Here is a 15,874-nt window from a genome sequence, read left to right as displayed (position 1 = left end):
AGTCTGGGTCTTGTCCGGGAATGCTGCGGCTTTACACGATGCCCGGCCAAAGCTCAACCTGATCTCAAGCATGGCTGCGATGCGGCAGCCGCCCGGCTCCCTGGCGGTTGCCGGATCGGTCGTGTCGGGTTGACTTGGGACCGAACAATGGCGAGCAGATAGCAGCCGTCAGGCCGCCAGTTGCCCACCCCGACGTCCAGTTACAGATTGCGTCGGCGCTGTCGCCCGAAGCTTGAACCGGGAAACGAGTTCGCGCAGCGTGGCAGCTTCCTTTGCAAGCTGGCCGGATGCCGCGGTGGATTGCTCCACCATCGCCGCGTTCTGCTGGGTCACCTGGTCCATGGAATTGACGGCGGTGTTGACTTCGGCAAGGCCGGTCGACTGCTCTCTGGCCGATACGGCGATTGCATCCATGTGCTGATTGATGCGGGCAATCTGTTCGCTGATCGCCTTCAGAACCTGGCTCGTGTCGAGAACCAGTTTGACGCCGCTTTCCACTTCCACCGAGGATTTCTGGATGTGGCCTTTGATTTCCTTTGCCGCCTGGGCCGATCGCTGGGCGAGCTCGCGAACTTCCTGGGCCACCACCGCAAAGCCCTTGCCGGCGTCTCCGGCACGTGCAGCTTCGACGCCGGCGTTCAGCGCCAGCAGATTGGTCTGGAAGGCGATCTCGTCGATCACGCCGATAATGCTGGAGATCTGCTGGGACGAAGCCTCGATGCGGCGCATGGCCTCTTCGGCATGCGACACGACCTCCGAAGACTTGACGGCATTGCGGTTTGCATCGGTCGCTTCAGTGCGTGCCTCGTCGGTGCGCTTGCTCGAGTTCGAGACATTGGCGGTGATCTGGTCGAGTGCTGCGGCCGTTTCTTCGAGAGCGGCCGCTTGCTGTTCGGTTCGTTTCGACAGATCTCCGGCCCCGGACGCGATTTCCCTGGTGCCTTCATCGATCGCGGCAATAGCGGTCGCGATCGCGCCGAGCGTCTGATCGAGCTGCCGGATCGACATGTTGAAATCATGCCGGAGGTTTTCAAAGTCGGGAGCGAAGGGCTCGTCGATCTGGAAGGCGAGATCGCCGGATGCAAGCCTCTTCAGGCCTGCAGCGAGGCCTGATGTCGCCGCCCGCAGCCGAACGGCGGCATCTTCGTCAGCCTGCTTCCGGGCGGTGATCCGCTCGGCTTCGCCCTGCAATCGAGCTGCCTCAGCGTCCTGCTCGAGTTGCTTGTTGGCAATCGCCGCCTGGCGGAAGACTTCGACGGCCGATGCCATCGTTCCGATTTCATCGGTGCGGCCGATGCCGGTACAGGCAATGGCTGTGTCACCGCCGGCGAGCCTTTGCATATCGTTGGAAAGCGAAAGGATTGGCTTGGTGACCGTCTTGCGGGTCAGGAAATAGAGGCCAAAGGCGAAGAGCGCGGCCAGGCCCAGAAGTGCTTTCAGAACGATATCGACCGAAGCTTTTATCTCGGAGCTGTGCTTGGAAATATCGTCCGACGCTGTCGTGATCTGGTCTCCGGCCTGTTCCATGGCCGTTTCCAGCGCCGAGAACTGCGCCATGAAATCCGGCAACGCCTTCAACGCCGCGGTGGGATCCTTGCCGGCGAGATCGACGATCTCAGTGGCGCTTGCAATATAGGCAAGCAGGGGACGTTCGACGCCGGCAAGGATCGTTTTGGTCTTGTCGTCGGTGGCAAGCGCCTTGTTGGCGTCGATCATCTCGCGGAACGGCGCCTCGTGCTCCACCAGATCTGCCTTCACCGCGTCGGCGGCGATGCCTGCTGCCGGGTTGGATGCCAGCATCGACGCGAGCACGTCGGCGCGCAGCGCATCATGCATCATGTCGGCCTGCATGTGGTTGCGCAGAATTTGCGCTGACTGGCTGACATCGGCGCTGTTTGCGGTAAGAATGGAAGCCGACCAGATGCCGACGCCCGTGGCGCCGCCCGCCAACCCGAAAATCGCGATGCTCGCAATGATGATCTTATGCTGGATCGACGCCATGACAGGACTCTCTCGTTAATTTAGAACGTGAGAGTAGCCGAACATGCTTAATTATTTCTCTGCACCATGTCGCTTAGCGTTGCGAAAACAACGGGTTGCAGCGGGTGTTTCACTTTCGATGAAAAGTTGAGCTGCTTTGAGCGTAGAGCGGATAACCGGTGCGAGCTCATCGAGCGCCGGGAGATGCAATAAGGTTAGGGCTCTTCCTCGTTTGCGAGGGCGAGCCCCATCCGGCTATTGTTCCGGCAGGATGATCTTCTTATTGGTGGTGCTCTTGACCGGCTTCTCGCCGGGGACGTGCGACATCGTGCGTGTCGTGCTATCCAGCGTGCTCCCGTCGGTGCTGGTCTTTGTGCGAGACTTGCTGAACGTCCCTTTGTCCACAGCCTGGGCTTTGGTCTGGGCCTTCAGCTGGTCGCCATTGTCGTTGACGTGGGTCTTGCTTTGCGCCTTTCCATCGGTCGTGGCTGCACTTCCCCCCGATCCAATCGAAGAGGTGGTGCCGTCGTCGGTCCGGCAAGTACCGGCGGTTCCGAGCGAGCTTGCGGATGTGTCGCCTGCCGAGGCGCTTCCGGCCGATCCGACCGTTCCGGCCGCGATGCAATCCTCGGCAAGGACGGCCGGGGTCGACGCCAGCAGCGCGATCGAGGCGGCCGCGATAAGGTTGATAGGTTTCATTGCTATCTCCTACTTCTTGGGTTTCGTAACCGAGCAGGTTCCGTCGGACCGTTTGGTGATGACGGTGCCGTCAGGCCGGGTAATGCTCGCCGTCGAAAAGCTGTCGACGCTTCCCGATCCGACCGAGGAGCCGGCGGAGGAGGATGACGAAGAGGTACCGGTCGATCCGCCGCCGGTCGTGGTCGATGAGGAAACATGACCGTTACCGGCCGTTACGGTGGACGACATGTCCCCCTGCGACGACTGAGACTGGACGATGGTGCACGTCGTTCCGTCGTCGAGCTTGATTTCCTCGGACATTGCCTGTCCGGCGATCAGGGCGAGTGAAGCGCCCATTGCGATTGTGGAAAAGTTGGTCATTGATCTATCTCCAAGGGATTGGCCGACGCCATCAAGGCGCCGGCCGACATCGTCAGCAGCCTTTGGTGCCGGCGGCGTCCTTCTTGACCTGTCCGGGTGCACAGCCCTTCTTGCCCTTATTGTCGTGAGAGCTTCCCGCAGCGCTGCCGCCGGTGCCGACTGTGCTGCCGGTCTTGTCTCCGTCCGCTGACGAAGCGCCGGTTCCGACGCTCGAGGCCGAGTTCGCGTCGCCCGAGCCCGCAGCGGAGCCGCCGGTGCCGACCGAGCTGCTTGAGGTGCCGCCGCCGGCCGACGAACCGCCGGTGCCAAGCGTCGAAGCAGACCCAGAGCCGGAGCCCGAGCCCGCAGCGGAGCCGCCGGTGCCGACGGAGCTGCTCGATGTACCGCCGCCGGCCGATGAGCCGCCGGTGCCGAGCGTCGAGGACGAGCCGGAATTACAGTTGGTAGCGCCGGCAGGGCAGGTGCCCCCGGCAGAGCTGCCACCAGTACCGATCGTGCTGCTCGCAGTTCCGCCGCCGGCCGACGAACCGCCGGTGCCGACGGTGCTTGACGATTGGGCGAAGCCGGAAACAGCCGTGCCGGCCAGAAGGGCGGCCGCCAAGGCCAGATGTGTTGCCTTCATCATGGTGTATTCCTCCGTTATTTCTTACGTGCCGTCGCATCCGGAATGGATGGATAGCTGTCTGACAAACTTGGCTCTCACCCCACTGTTCCTCTCTTGGGCCCTCAGTCGGATGGGCCTCAGACCTTGGTCCGAACCTCGCCGCCATGGTTCACGATCGAGCGTGATGGGAGCGCGTTCTCGCCCGCCCGGCTGTTCGGAACACCGGCGTTTCCTGGCTGGCGCGACACCGTCCTCATTGCGGGCTCACCGGCTCGGGCGTAGCATGCAGAGCATAGGAGAGGGGAAATGAGGCTTTCAGCTCTTGTTCGGTCGGCGGCAGCCGCAGCGCTGCTGTTTGCCTTCACATCCGCCGACGTCACCGCCAAGGGCGGCAAGCACCACCACAAGCGAACCTGCGCCCAGATGCAGGCGATGATGGATCATGGTCTGACCGGCGGAAAACATGTTGGGGATGGGCCCGAAAAGAGAGCCAAGCTCGAAAAGAAGATGAGGAAGAAGGGCTGCTAAGCGCTGGGTAAACTGCGAGAGCTGGCGACGGGTGCGCAGCTGCGCGAAATCAAGGAGGATGAAAGCATCCTCGGTGAAGCCGAGAGCAATCACGCGGCGCTGGCGCTCACGCCGGCGGCGCCTCCACGGCAAGCTGCCTGGGCTGACGGCATGCTTCGGTTGTGCCTATTTGTGAAAAGCCATGGCTGGCGAGCTGTTATGCGGCAGGATGCTGCTCATCTGCGGGCGGCACGCTCCACCAGACCTCATCCTGAGGTGCGCAGCCCGCAGGGCGAAGCCTCGAAGGACACGCCGAAACGCTGCTCCTTGCCTCTATCAAGTTGGTGCACCCGCCTCGCTCTTCAAGGCCCTGCGGGCACCTCAGGGTGAGGCTCTCTTGGGTGCTGGCGTTCTGGGGCATTGGCGCAATGGGAGCCGGATGGGTGGTGAAGAGCTAGAGCCGGGATAGCGCTCCAACATTTTTTAGATCTGTACCGATCCAGGCATCGACCGGAAAAAGCATCAGAAACTGCCGGTCGCCTTCCGGTGAAAACAGGATGGAGCGGCTTTCCGCCGTGCGCCGCGCCCAGCCTTTGTCGAGGAAGCTTGAAAGCAGGGCCTTGCCGAGGCTGCCGGCCAGATGCGCGCGTCTTTCGCTCCAGTCGAGGCAGGAGCGGCAGAGCGGGCGGCGCGAGGATCTGAGGTCGCCGACATTGATGCCGATACAATGGAGATCGCTTTCGCCCTTTTCCGTCAGCGCCAGGCCGTCTCCGACCGCCTCGATCGAGCCGGAGGCGATCAGGCTGTCGAGCATGCGCACGCCGTAATCGCCGGCAAGATGATCGTAGCAGATGCGCGCCTTGCGCAGCGCCGGCTCCTTCGGTCCCGGCTGGTGACGCAGATGGCCGCGTCCGGCGGCAAAGCCCATCATGCTTTCGATCAGCCGGGCGACGGCCTCATCGGCCAGCGTGAAATAACGGTGGCGGCCCTGCTTGCGCTGGGCGAGCAAGCCGCCGGCTTCGAGTTTTGCAAGATGCGTGCTGGCCGTCTGCACGGTGATGCCGCCGACGCCGGCAAGCTCGGTCGCCGTCAGCGCCCGGCCACCTGTCAGCGCCGCCAGCATGTTGGCGCGCGCCGGATCGCCGATCAGCGCGCCGATCTGCGCAATGTCAGGACCTTCCTTCATAGTTCGATCGTAACCGAAGCATCGCCGTCAGGCAATGTGCGAAAACGGATGAAGAGCCAAAGGAGAAACCGATGATCACCTGCTTCATCCGTTACGAGATCGACCCCTTCAAGAAGGAGGCGTTTGCCGACTATGCCCGCAACTGGGGCCAGGCGATTCCGAAGAATGGCGCCGACCTGATCGGTTACTACGGCCCGCACGAGGGATCGGCGACGACGGCTTACGGCGTCTACAATATCGAAAGCCTCGCCGCTTACGAAGCCTATCGTGCCCGGCTGGCTGCCGACCCGCTCGGACGCGAGAATTACGAATTTGCCAGACGCGAAGGCTTCATCTTGAAGGAGGATCGCATCTTTCTCAAAAATGTCTCCGCTCCTCACGCCAAGCTGGTGCTGTCATGATCGCCGTCATCTTCGAAGTCGTGCCCTATATGGGCGAACGCCACAAATATCTCGATCTCGCCGGCGAGTTGCGCGGCGAACTCGAAAAGATCGACGGCTTCATCTCGATCGAGCGTTTCGAGAGCCTGACGACACGCGGCAAGCTGCTGTCGCTCTCGTTTTTCCGCGACGAGGAGGCGGTGAAGGAATGGCGCAATCTCGAAGCTCACCGGGCAGCCCAGCAGGCCGGCCGCGGCGGCATCTTCGCCGACTATCGCCTGCGCATCGCCAGTGTGGTGCGCGATTACGGCATGTTCGAACGCGACGAAGCGCCGGCCGATAGCCGCAAAGTTCATGATGCCGCCTGATCGCCGGCGGCCGGCCGGCATCGGGCAACGTTTGCCGCTTACTCATCGGGCACCCGAATAAATTCCCGAAATCGGCCACCGCTTCAGGCTTTGGTAACTAAGTTGCGTAACCATAACGGACAGTTAAGCGTAGAGCGTATGAGTGAGTATTTAAATGGCATCAGTTTTTCCGCTTGCCGACCTCAAGGCTTCCGTCAAGTCGGATTCCCGGCCGGGATCCCGGACGGATTCCTGGGTTGACACGATCATCAAGGGCGACTGCGTCAGCGCCCTTGAAGCTCTGCCCAGCCACTCCGTCGATATCATATTTGCCGATCCGCCGTATAATCTGCAACTCGGCGGAACGCTGCATCGTCCCGATCAATCGCTGGTCGATGCCGTCGACGACGAATGGGATCAGTTCGCCTCCTTCGAGGCCTATGACGCCTTCACCCGCGCCTGGCTGCTGGCTTGCCGCCGCGTGCTGAAGCCCACCGGGTCGATCTGGGTGATCGGCTCCTACCACAATATCTTCCGCGTCGGCGCCACGCTGCAGGATCTGAATTTCTGGATCCTCAACGACATCATCTGGCGCAAGACCAACCCGATGCCGAATTTCAAGGGCCGCCGTTTCCAGAACGCCCATGAGACGATGATCTGGGCAAGCCCCAGCGCCAAGGCCAAGGGCTATACCTTCAATTACGATGCGCTGAAGGCCGCCAATGACGACGTACAGATGCGTTCCGACTGGCTCTTCCCGATCTGCAGCGGCGGCGAGCGGCTGAAGGGCGAGGACGGCAAGAAGGCGCATCCGACGCAGAAGCCGGAAGCGCTGCTTGCCCGCGTCATCATGGCCTCGACCAAGCCCGGCGATATCGTGCTCGATCCCTTTTTCGGCTCGGGAACGACGGGCGCCGTCGCCAAGCGTCTCGGCCGCCACTTCGTCGGCATCGAGCGCGAGCAGGATTATATCGATGCGGCCTCGGCCCGCATCGCTGCCGTCGAGCCGCTCGGCAAGGCGGAACTGACCGTCATGACCGGCAAGAAGGCCGAAGTCCGCGTCGCCTTCAACGTGCTTGTTGAAAGCGGCCTGATCAAGCCCGGCCAAGTGCTGACCGACGCCAGGCGCCGCTATAGCGCGATTGTCCGCGCCGACGGCACGGTAGCATCCGGCGGCGAGGCCGGCTCCATTCATCGTCTCGGCGCCAAGGTGCAGGGTCTCGATGCATGCAACGGATGGACCTTCTGGCATTTCGAAGACGGGCAGTCCCTGCGCCCGATCGACGATCTCAGGTCCGTCATCCGCAGTGATCTGGCAAAGGCGGAGTGAGCAGCGCTTTCGCCAGATCGAAATACCTTCTTCCGGTTTCCTCCAGTTGCGGAAGAAGACCAAGGCGCCCGGGGTCAAACCCGGGCGCCCTCTATTCAAAAGTCCTGGTAGTCGGTGACCTCGACCCGTGTGATGCGGCCTTCTGCGTTGAAGGTGATCGTCTCCTCACCCTCGCGGATCAGCGGCTTGCCTGATTTGCTGTGGGTGGCGCGCACCGACCAGACCGACCGGCCGGATTGGGCCGTCAACGTTTCCACCAGCGAATTTTCCGCCGTCTGATCGGGATAGTCGTCGAAATAACGCCGGAAGGCGGCCAAGATCTCGGCCCGTCCGGTGAGATCGCCGACGCCGTTCGAGACATAGGTCGCATCCTCGGCGAAATAGGCCTCGATGGCCGGAAAATCGAGGGCATTGATGGCGGCGTGAAAACGTTCGATCTCTTCTGCGGGGTCGAATGCCATGGGTCTCAGACCTTCAATCCGTAAGCTGTGAGATCGCTGCGCAGCTTCTCAGGCCCCGAAAACAACACCGCATTCCAGCCGAAAGCCCTGGCGCCTTCGACATTGAGCGGCGCATCGTCGATGAAGATCGTCGCTGCCGGATCGAGGCCGAAACTTTTCGTATGGGTCTCGTAGATGGCGATATCGGGCTTGATCAGGCCGACATCGCCGGAAACCGTGACGCCGCGCGGTTTGGTCAGGAACGGGAAGCGTTGCTGCGCCTCGCGGAACGTGTCGGAGGCGAAGTTTGTCAGCATCGTCACGTCGCGCCCTTCGGCAATCAGCCCTTCCATGATCGCGACGCTGTCGTCATAGGCGTGCGGCACCATCTCGTGCCAATATTTGCGGAAGGCGCGGATATGCTCCTCACGCGCCGGATGCTGTTTAATCAGCAGCGCTTCGGCCTCCGCCCAGGTGCGGCCGCGGTCCTGCTCGATGTTCCAGTCATGGGTGCAGATATTGGCGAAGAACCAGTTGCGCTCGCTCTCATCGGGAATGAGGCGGCTGAAGGGAAGATGCGGATCGTAATGAATAAGGACTTTGCCGATATCGAAAACGATATGTCTTATGTCGGTGGTCATGGTCATCCCTTGGATGTTTTGAACGCGAGAGGAATAGCCGCTGCGATCGCTTTTTTCATGATGGTCGGCAGGGCCTGGGCTTCAAGATTTGTAACCGGCTCCCACCATCCGTCATTCGGGCCGTCATCCACGGCGACCTTGGTTGCAATCGCCGCGCGCCAGATCGAAAGCCTGAGCTCGAAATGGGTGAAGACATGGATGACGGTGCCGGAGGCCTGCCATGCCGCTTCGAAGGGCGCGGCGGCAGCCGAGGTCTCGCCGTCGATGCGCGCCGTCCACGCCGTCGTCGGCACCTCGGTCATGCCGCCGAGCAGGCCGCTGTCGATGCGCCGCCTGAGCAGGATCTCGCCATCAGCGGTCACCGCGATGAAGGCCGCGCCGTATCTGACCGGCTTCTCCTTCTTCGCCGTCTTGACCGGAAAAAGCTCGGGATCGGAAAGCTTCAGCGCCGCGCACGCACCCCGGAACGGACAGAGCGAACAGGCCGGCCGTTTCGGCGTGCAGATCGTCGCGCCGAGATCCATCATCGCCTGGGCGAAATCGCCGGGCCGTGTCTCAGGCGTCAGCAGCGCCACCTTCTCTCTCATCGCGGGTTTGGCGGCCGGTAGCGGCGTGGCGATCGCATAGAGCCTGGAAATCACCCGCTCGACATTGCCGTCCATGACAGCCGCCTGCCGGTTAAAGGCGATGGCCGCGACGGCGGCGGCCGTATAGTCGCCGATGCCGGGCAGGGATTTGAGGCCCTCTTCGGTATCGGGAAAGATACCGCCATGCTCGTTCGCCACCGCTTCGGCGCATTTCTTCAGGTTGCGGGCTCGCGCATAATAGCCGAGCCCCGCCCAGGCGGCCATGACAGCATCGTTTTCGGCTGCGGCGAGATCGGTCACCTCGGGCCAGCGCTGCAGAAACCGTTCGAAATAGGGTTTGACCGCCTGCACCGTCGTCTGCTGCAGCATCACCTCGGACAGCCAGACGCGATAGGGGTCAGGCTTGACGCCGCGGGTCGCCATACCGGGCGAAACGCGCCAGGGCAGCTCGCGGTGGTGGCGATCGTACCAGTCGAGCAGGGGCTTTGCTGAGGGCGTGTCGAGTGTGGTGATCGTCATGATTTGCCGCAATGGGGGGAAGTGCCTATACTTGGCGAAGCAATGCCGCGCGATCAAGTCGCCTGTGCGAATTGGCATGCGAATTGGCGGCGTCGCCGAAGGGTTTCGATGAGTTATCCACGCAAAGGTGCAAAACAGATCTCCGAGCTGGCGAATGGGCTGATCGATCCCGTGCTTGCCCGGCGCGCCGGCATCAACACGGCGCTGCTCGGCTCGTGGAGCGAAATCGCCGGCGAGGATTTCGCCGATTGCACCCGGCCGGAAAAGATCGCCTGGGCCCGCGGCGGCAATGAGACCGGCGGTTTCCGCCCCGGCGTGCTGACGATTGCCTGCGAGGGCGCGCGTGCGCTCTTCCTCACCCATGCCCAGGGCGAACTCATCCAGCGCATCAACAGCTTCTTCGGCTTTGCCGCCGTTCACCAGATCCGCATCGTCCAGAAGCCGGTCTCACAGGCCATCCGCCGCTCCCGCACCCCGCCGCCGCTAAAGGGCGAAGCCGCCCGCAAGCTCGAAGGCATGATGGAGGGAATCGAGAACGACAAGCTGCGCCAGGCGATCCAGCGTTTGGGCACAGCGGTGATGGGCAAGCGGGGAAATCAACGCTGATGAGCAAAACGCCTAACCTGAACCGCAACGCGCTTAGTTTTTTGATCCTGCTTCGACAAGCTCGCGGGTTACAGCGAATTCCGTCCTGCCCGAGATCGAGCTATAAGGCTCGCACTGTGTGATTGCATCGGCGATCAACGGGGCTGCCGTTTTTTCCCATTCGGAAGGCGGCGTGCGGAAGTTGATCGATAAAAAGTCCGCAGATCCGTCCTTGATTACCGCAACAACCATGAAGTCATAAGCGCTCGGCGCGTCCGCAGGCAGCTTTAGACATTTAAGCATCTGATTGAAAACAACATTGCCGCCCTCTTCAGAGGCAAGCACGCTCGTGACGTTCATGGCCGATACGACAGAGGCAATAAGCAAGCCGTAGAGAAAAGTCTTAGTCAAAGAATGCATTCAAAATTCCCCCCTGAATAGTCGTCTGCTATACCTGTAGAGCAGACGGGAGAAAAGTCATGCTGGTCTTGGAGTTGCCCCCTGATATCGAAGCGCGGCTGATTGAGCTTTCGAGGCGTACCGGCCGCAGCAGGAGCTTCTATGCGGGGCAAGCCATCATCGGGCATCTCGACGACCTCGAAGATATCTATCTTGCCGAAAAACGCCTGGAAGAGTTTCGTCGCGAAGAGAGCGATACCGTGCCGCTGGCCGAGCTGTTGGCGCGTCATGGCTTGGATAACTGAGTTTCATCGAGCAGCCGGTACGAGGTAGGCAACCCTTGCGATCTCTGCCGGTGAAATCGGGCAAAAGCTCCAATCTCGCAATTTTTGATCTATGGTCTTCCCGCGGTCACAATTCTTTGAAGGAAGTTGGCGAACCGTGCCTTGTGAGCGGCCGCCAGCCGTTATATCGCACAGTCATGCCGTCAATCTCATATTTATGGGGAATCCATGCAGATGTCCGAAATGCAACTGACGAAACGCCGCCTTCTCAGCGGTATCGCCATCGCCGCAGCTGCCGTAGCGCTTGTCGCCTGCAACGACAGCAAGGACGCTGCCGATGCTTCGTCCTCCGGCAAGACCATGGCTGACGGCACCAATGTCGACACCGTGCAGACGGCCGCCACCTCGGCGACCGACATGCCGCAGTCCGATGGCGATGTTGATATGGCCGAAGTGCTGAAGCCCGGCGCGCTGCCGGAGATGGCGCTGGGGAAGGCCGACGCCCCAGTCAAGATCGTCGAATACATGTCGATGACCTGCCCGCATTGCGCCCATTTCCACAACACCACCTTCGATGCGATCAAGCAGAAATACGTCGACAGCGGCAAGGTGCAGTTCATCATCCGCGAATTCCCCTTCGATCCGCGCGCTGCCGCAGCCTTCATGCTGGCCCGCTGCAGCGCCTCCAATCCGGAGCAGTTGAGCACGCCGGAACAGTATTTCCCGATGGTTTCGATGCTCTTCAAGCAGCAGCAGGTCTGGGCCGCCGCCGATGATGGCCGCGGCGCACTGCTGCAGATGTCGAAGCTTGCCGGATTTACTGAGGATAGCTTCACGAAATGCTTGACGAACCAGAAGCTTCTGGATGAAGTGAACGCCACGCGGGAAAGAGGTTCCAAGGATTTCGGCGTCAACGCCACACCGACTTTCATCATCAATGGCAAGCGCTACTCTGGAGACATGCCGGTTGACACCATGTCGAAGCTCATCGACAGCCTGCTCTGAACCGGATCGTTTCGATAGAACGGGCGACGGCGAAAGCCGTGCGCCCGTTTTTCGTTTTCAGCGCAGTTTGCAGGTGTGGCCCCCTCATCCGCCTGCCGGCACCTTCTCCCCGCTGGGGCGAAGGGGATTTGCCGCAGCGTCTCGATTCCCTCTTCTCCCCAGCGGGGAGAAGGTGCCCGTAGGGCGGATGAGGGGGCTTCCTGCCGTGGATATTTCCGCATGAAGTTCAACAAGCTGCGCCTGGTCGGCTTCAAATCCTTCGTCGAGCCGACGGAATTCATCATCGAGCGCGGGCTGACCGGCGTTGTCGGGCCGAACGGCTGCGGCAAGTCGAACCTCGTCGAGGCGCTGCGCTGGGTGATGGGCGAGAATTCCTACAAGAACATGCGCGCCTCCGGCATGGACGACGTGATCTTTTCGGGCTCGGGCAACCGCCCGGCGCGCAACACCGCCGAAGTGGCGCTCTATCTCGACAATGGCGAACGCACCGCGCCTGCCGCCTTCAACGATAGCGACGAGATCCAGGTGACCCGCCGCATCGAGCGTGAACAGGGCTCGCTCTATCGCATCAACGGCAAGGAAAGCCGCGCCAAGGACGTGCAGCTGCTGTTTGCCGACGCCTCCACCGGCGCGCGTTCGCCCTCGATGGTCGGGCAGGGGCGCATCGGCGAGCTGATCCAGGCAAAGCCGCAGGCCCGCCGCCAGCTGCTCGAAGAGGCGGCCGGCATTTCAGGCCTGCATTCCCGCCGCCATGAGGCCGAACTGCGGCTGCGCGCCGCCGAAGGCAATCTCGAGCGTCTCGACGACGTCACCTCGCAGCTCGAAAGCCAGATTGAGAGCCTGAAGCGCCAGGCCCGCCAGGCAAACCGCTTCAAGACGCTCTCTGCCGATATCCGCGCCCGCGAGGCGATGCTGCTGCATATCCGCTGGGTGCAGGCCAAGGAAGCCGAGGCCGAGGCCGACAGCGCGCTGAACCAGGCGACCTCCATCGTCGCCGAAAAGGCGCAGATGCAGATGGAGGCGGCGAAGCACCAGGCTGTCGCCAGCCTGAAGCTGCCGGAACTGCGCGAGGGCGAGGCGCGTGCGGCTGCCGCCCTGCAGCGCCTGCAGATCGCCAGAAGCCAGCTGGAGGAGGATGCCGGCCGCATCTTGCGCCGCCGCGACGAGCTGACCCGCCGTCTCGCCCAGCTTGCCGAGGATATTAGCCGCGAGCAGCGGCTGGTCGCCGACAACGCCGTCATCCTGGCAAGGCTCGATGCCGAAGAGGCGGAGATTTCGGAAATCCTCGCCGATTCCGGCCGCTATGCCGAGGAAACCCGCGAGACCTTCGAGGGCGCGGCGGCAAAACTGGCCGATAGCGAGCGCATATTCACCCAGCTGACGGCCGAGCGCGCCGAGGCTGCTGCCGGCCGCAACCAGCTGGAACGCGCCATCCGCGATCTCGCCGACCGCCGGATGCGCCTCGAACGCCAGATGAATGAGGCGAACCACGAACTGTCAGCCATCGGCGAGAAGATATCAGGCCTACCCGATCCCGACGAAAAACGCGCCATCGTCGAGGCCGGCGAAATCGCCGTCGCCGACGCGGAAGCCGCGGTGCAGGCGGTCGACCAAGCGCTTGCGAGCGCCCGCCAGACCGAGGCGCTGTCACGCGCGCCGGTTGAGCAGGCCCGTTCGAGCCTGAATGCGCTGGAAACCGAGGCCCGCACCATTTCCCGCATGCTTGCCGCCGGTGCTGCGGCTGGCAAATTTCCGCCGGTTGCCGACGAGCTGAAGGTCGATCGCGGCTTCGAGACCGCACTTGGTGCCGCCCTCGGCGACGATCTCGAATCGCCGCTCGCTGCCGAGGCGCCGGCCCATTGGTCGGACAATGGCGATGGTGCCGGCGATCCCGCGCTTCCATCCGGTGTTGCCCCGCTGCTCGCCCATATAAGTGCGCCGGCGGCACTCACCCGCCGACTGCGCCAGATCGGCCTGGTCGCGGAAGGCGATGCGGAGCGGCTGATGGCGACGCTTAAGCCCGGCCAGCGGCTGGTGACCAAAGAGGGGGCGGTCTATCGCTGGGACGGCCACGTCACCGGTGCCGACGCCCCGAGTGCTGCGGCCCTGCGCCTGGCCCAGAAGAACCGCCTGGGCGAGCTCGAAGGTGAAGCCGCCCTTGCCCGCGACGTGCTTGCCGAAGCCGAAGAGCGGCAGGCAGCCGCTGCCGAAGCGATCCGCGCCGAGGAGCGCCGGCTTGCCGAGGCACGCGACATGAGCCGTCTGTCGGCGCGCCATCTCACGGAGGCGCGCGATGCGCTTGCCGCCGCCGAGCGTGCCTCCGGCGATCTGATCCGCCGCCGCGATGTCGTCAGCGAGGCGGCGAGCCAGCTGCGGTCGCAGCTGGAGGAGATCGCCGTCCAGGAAGAGAATGCCCGCATCGAGCTGGAGGATGCGCCCGATCTGACTGATATCGACGAGCGGCTGCGGTTCCAGCAGGCGGAAGTTTCGACCGATCGCGGCGCGCTGGCCGAAAGCCGCGCCCGCCATGAAAGCCTGGCGAGGGAAAACGAAGCCCGCCAGCGCCGCATCATGGCGATCGGCCAGGAGCGCGAGACCTGGCGCCAGCGGGCGGCAAGTGCCGAAGATCATGTCGCGACATTGCGCGAGCGCGAGGAAGAGGCGCGCGACGAGGCAGCCGAGCTCGAACTGGCGCCGGATGAATTCGACGACAAGCGCCGCGCTTTGCTCAGCGAATTGCAGAAGGCCGAGGAGGCGCGCCGCCAGGCGAGCGACCTGCTGGCCGAGGCCGAACGCATCCAGCGCGAAGCCGACCAAAAGGCGACGACGGCTCTGTCGGAACTTGCCGAATGCCGTGAACGCCGCGGCCGCGCCGAGGAGCGCCTGGTTTCGGCTCGCGAAAAGCGGCAGGAAAGCGAAGCCCGCATCCGCGAGGTCCTGAACGTCGCGCCGCACGAGGCGCTGCAGCTGACCGGGCGCCCGACCATGCAGGCGCTTCCCGATCCGCGCGAAGTCGAACGCGAGCTGGAACGGCTGAGGATCGAGCGCGAGCGGCTGGGCGCCGTCAACCTGCGCGCCGACGAGGAACAGAAGGAGTTGAGCGAAAAGCTCGAAGCGCTGATCAAGGAACGCGACGACGTCATCGATGCGATCCGCAAGCTGCGCGGCGCCATCCAGAGCCTCAACCGCGAGGGCCGCGAGCGGCTGATTGCCGCCTTCGACATCGTCAATGCCCAGTTCCAGCGGCTGTTCACCCATCTTTTCGGCGGCGGCACCGCCGAGCTGCAGCTGATCGAATCCGACGATCCGCTGGAAGCCGGCCTTGAAATCCTCGCCCGCCCGCCCGGCAAGAAGCCGCAGACCATGACGCTGCTCTCCGGCGGCGAACAGGCGCTGACGGCGATGGCGCTGATCTTCGCCGTCTTCCTCACCAATCCGGCGCCGATCTGCGTGCTCGACGAAGTGGATGCGCCGCTCGACGACCACAATGTCGAGCGCTACTGCAACCTGATGGACGAAATGGCGGCTTCCACCGAAACCCGCTTCGTCATCATCACCCACAATCCGATCACCATGGCCCGCATGAACCGCCTCTTCGGCGTCACCATGGCCGAACAGGGCGTCTCCCAACTCGTCTCCGTCGACCTGCAAATGGCCGAGCGCCTGCGCGAGATTGCCTGAGGTTTTCGACGAACGCGTTTTCTGCGTCGGGGAAGGGTTGATTGTCACTGGACATCCCGGTCGGCGAGGTTGCCGACACCAGCCCCTCATCCCGCCTGCCGGCACCTTCTCCCCGTAAACGGGGCGAAGGGGACGTGCCGCACCGGCTTCCCCAACCTCAACGGGGCGTTTGGCACGTCCCCTCTCCCCGTCTTTACGGGGAGAGGGTTAGGGTCATATGCGCTAGGTTTAGCGCTGGACATAAGGAATCTGGTTGTGATTCAAGCTTTGGATGAAGATTCGTCCTGAGATTTTGGATCATTGGCCGGAAGTGCGCGCGCGGCTTCCGGCGGGTTTTGAC

The 15,874-nt window shown here is 62.8% G+C and carries 17 protein-coding genes; 8 read left to right on the top strand and 9 right to left on the bottom strand.

The window, feature by feature from the left end; all coding sequences use genetic code 11:
* Nucleotides 1-168: 168 nt before the first annotated feature.
* The 4 genes from ACIPSK_RS31605 to ACIPSK_RS31590 all read right to left on the bottom strand — a co-directional run bounded on the left by ACIPSK_RS31605 (nucleotide 169) and on the right by ACIPSK_RS31590 (nucleotide 3,664).
* A complete protein-coding gene (locus tag ACIPSK_RS31605; RefSeq protein WP_162119399.1) occupies nucleotides 169-2,001 on the bottom strand; it encodes a methyl-accepting chemotaxis protein in 1,833 nt (610 codons plus the stop codon).
* A 234-nt stretch (nucleotides 2,002-2,235) separates the two neighbouring features.
* Nucleotides 2,236-2,679 carry a hypothetical protein gene (locus ACIPSK_RS31600; RefSeq protein ID WP_162119400.1) on the bottom strand — a complete coding sequence of 148 codons (444 nt, stop codon included), beginning with the start codon at nucleotides 2,677-2,679 and terminating at the stop codon, nucleotides 2,236-2,238.
* A gap of 9 nt (nucleotides 2,680-2,688) precedes the next feature.
* A complete protein-coding gene (locus ACIPSK_RS31595; RefSeq protein WP_162119401.1) occupies nucleotides 2,689-3,039 on the bottom strand; it encodes a hypothetical protein in 351 nt (116 codons plus the stop codon).
* Between the two features lie 52 nt (nucleotides 3,040-3,091).
* On the bottom strand, nucleotides 3,092-3,664 hold the full coding sequence (locus tag ACIPSK_RS31590; protein WP_017963163.1) for a hypothetical protein: 573 nt from the start codon (nucleotides 3,662-3,664) through the stop codon (nucleotides 3,092-3,094).
* 285 nt (nucleotides 3,665-3,949) lie between these two features.
* Between ACIPSK_RS31590 and ACIPSK_RS31585 the strand changes: the two genes are divergently transcribed.
* The gene (locus tag ACIPSK_RS31585; RefSeq protein ID WP_162119402.1) at nucleotides 3,950-4,171 is read left to right on the top strand and encodes a hypothetical protein; all 222 of its coding nucleotides are present in this window, start codon (nucleotides 3,950-3,952) and stop codon (nucleotides 4,169-4,171) included.
* Between the two features lie 433 nt (nucleotides 4,172-4,604).
* Here ACIPSK_RS31585 and ACIPSK_RS31580 read toward each other — a convergent pair whose 3' ends face one another.
* Nucleotides 4,605-5,336, bottom strand: a complete 732-nt coding sequence (locus ACIPSK_RS31580) for an ArsR/SmtB family transcription factor (protein WP_162119403.1) — start codon at nucleotides 5,334-5,336, stop codon at nucleotides 4,605-4,607.
* Nucleotides 5,337-5,407: 71 nt separating this feature from the next.
* On the opposite strand from ACIPSK_RS31580, the gene ACIPSK_RS31575 reads away from it, so the two are divergent.
* The 3 genes from ACIPSK_RS31575 (at nucleotide 5,408) to ACIPSK_RS31565 (ending at nucleotide 7,393) form a co-directional block, all read left to right on the top strand.
* Nucleotides 5,408-5,737: an NIPSNAP family protein gene (locus ACIPSK_RS31575; protein ID WP_017963167.1), complete on the top strand. Its 330-nt coding sequence runs from the start codon at nucleotides 5,408-5,410 to the stop codon at nucleotides 5,735-5,737.
* Complete coding sequence (locus tag ACIPSK_RS31570) at nucleotides 5,734-6,084, top strand: antibiotic biosynthesis monooxygenase family protein (protein ID WP_017963168.1); 351 nt, start codon at nucleotides 5,734-5,736, stop codon at nucleotides 6,082-6,084. The genes ACIPSK_RS31575 and ACIPSK_RS31570 overlap by 4 nt, the downstream gene beginning before the upstream one ends.
* A gap of 154 nt (nucleotides 6,085-6,238) precedes the next feature.
* The gene (locus tag ACIPSK_RS31565; RefSeq protein ID WP_017963169.1) at nucleotides 6,239-7,393 is read left to right on the top strand and encodes a site-specific DNA-methyltransferase; all 1,155 of its coding nucleotides are present in this window, start codon (nucleotides 6,239-6,241) and stop codon (nucleotides 7,391-7,393) included.
* A gap of 95 nt (nucleotides 7,394-7,488) precedes the next feature.
* On the opposite strand, the gene ACIPSK_RS31560 is transcribed toward ACIPSK_RS31565, so the two are convergent.
* From ACIPSK_RS31560 to mutY, 3 genes are read right to left on the bottom strand one after another with little or no spacing between them, the layout of a single operon-like run.
* Entirely contained in the window at nucleotides 7,489-7,854 is a 366-nt protein-coding gene (locus ACIPSK_RS31560) for a nuclear transport factor 2 family protein (RefSeq protein ID WP_162119404.1), read from the bottom strand.
* A gap of 5 nt (nucleotides 7,855-7,859) precedes the next feature.
* Nucleotides 7,860-8,474 carry an HAD family hydrolase gene (locus ACIPSK_RS31555; protein ID WP_162119405.1) on the bottom strand — a complete coding sequence of 205 codons (615 nt, stop codon included), beginning with the start codon at nucleotides 8,472-8,474 and terminating at the stop codon, nucleotides 7,860-7,862.
* A 2-nt stretch (nucleotides 8,475-8,476) separates the two neighbouring features.
* The gene (gene mutY, locus ACIPSK_RS31550) at nucleotides 8,477-9,580 is read right to left on the bottom strand and encodes an A/G-specific adenine glycosylase (RefSeq protein WP_162119406.1); all 1,104 of its coding nucleotides are present in this window, start codon (nucleotides 9,578-9,580) and stop codon (nucleotides 8,477-8,479) included.
* Nucleotides 9,581-9,688: 108 nt separating this feature from the next.
* Between mutY and ACIPSK_RS31545 the strand changes: the two genes are divergently transcribed.
* Entirely contained in the window at nucleotides 9,689-10,186 is a 498-nt protein-coding gene (locus ACIPSK_RS31545) for a DUF721 domain-containing protein (RefSeq protein ID WP_018069144.1), read from the top strand.
* Nucleotides 10,187-10,219: 33 nt separating this feature from the next.
* Here ACIPSK_RS31545 and ACIPSK_RS31540 read toward each other — a convergent pair whose 3' ends face one another.
* Entirely contained in the window at nucleotides 10,220-10,585 is a 366-nt protein-coding gene (locus ACIPSK_RS31540) for a hypothetical protein (RefSeq protein WP_162119407.1), read from the bottom strand.
* A 59-nt stretch (nucleotides 10,586-10,644) separates the two neighbouring features.
* Here ACIPSK_RS31540 and relB point away from each other — a divergent pair, with 59 nt between their 5' ends.
* The 3 genes from relB to ACIPSK_RS31525 all read left to right on the top strand — a co-directional run bounded on the left by relB (nucleotide 10,645) and on the right by ACIPSK_RS31525 (nucleotide 15,534).
* Complete coding sequence (relB, locus tag ACIPSK_RS31535) at nucleotides 10,645-10,869, top strand: type II toxin-antitoxin system RelB family antitoxin (protein ID WP_162119408.1); 225 nt, start codon at nucleotides 10,645-10,647, stop codon at nucleotides 10,867-10,869.
* Between the two features lie 207 nt (nucleotides 10,870-11,076).
* Nucleotides 11,077-11,853: a DsbA family protein gene (locus ACIPSK_RS31530; RefSeq protein WP_162119409.1), complete on the top strand. Its 777-nt coding sequence runs from the start codon at nucleotides 11,077-11,079 to the stop codon at nucleotides 11,851-11,853.
* 219 nt (nucleotides 11,854-12,072) lie between these two features.
* Nucleotides 12,073-15,534: a chromosome segregation SMC family protein gene (locus ACIPSK_RS31525; RefSeq protein WP_162119410.1), complete on the top strand. Its 3,462-nt coding sequence runs from the start codon at nucleotides 12,073-12,075 to the stop codon at nucleotides 15,532-15,534.
* Nucleotides 15,535-15,874 lie beyond the last annotated feature (340 nt).

The organism is Rhizobium sp. LARHSG275 (assembly GCF_052871115.1).
The sequence above is the reverse complement of the archived record's forward strand: the minus strand, read 5'-3'. Positions and strand labels throughout refer to the sequence as shown.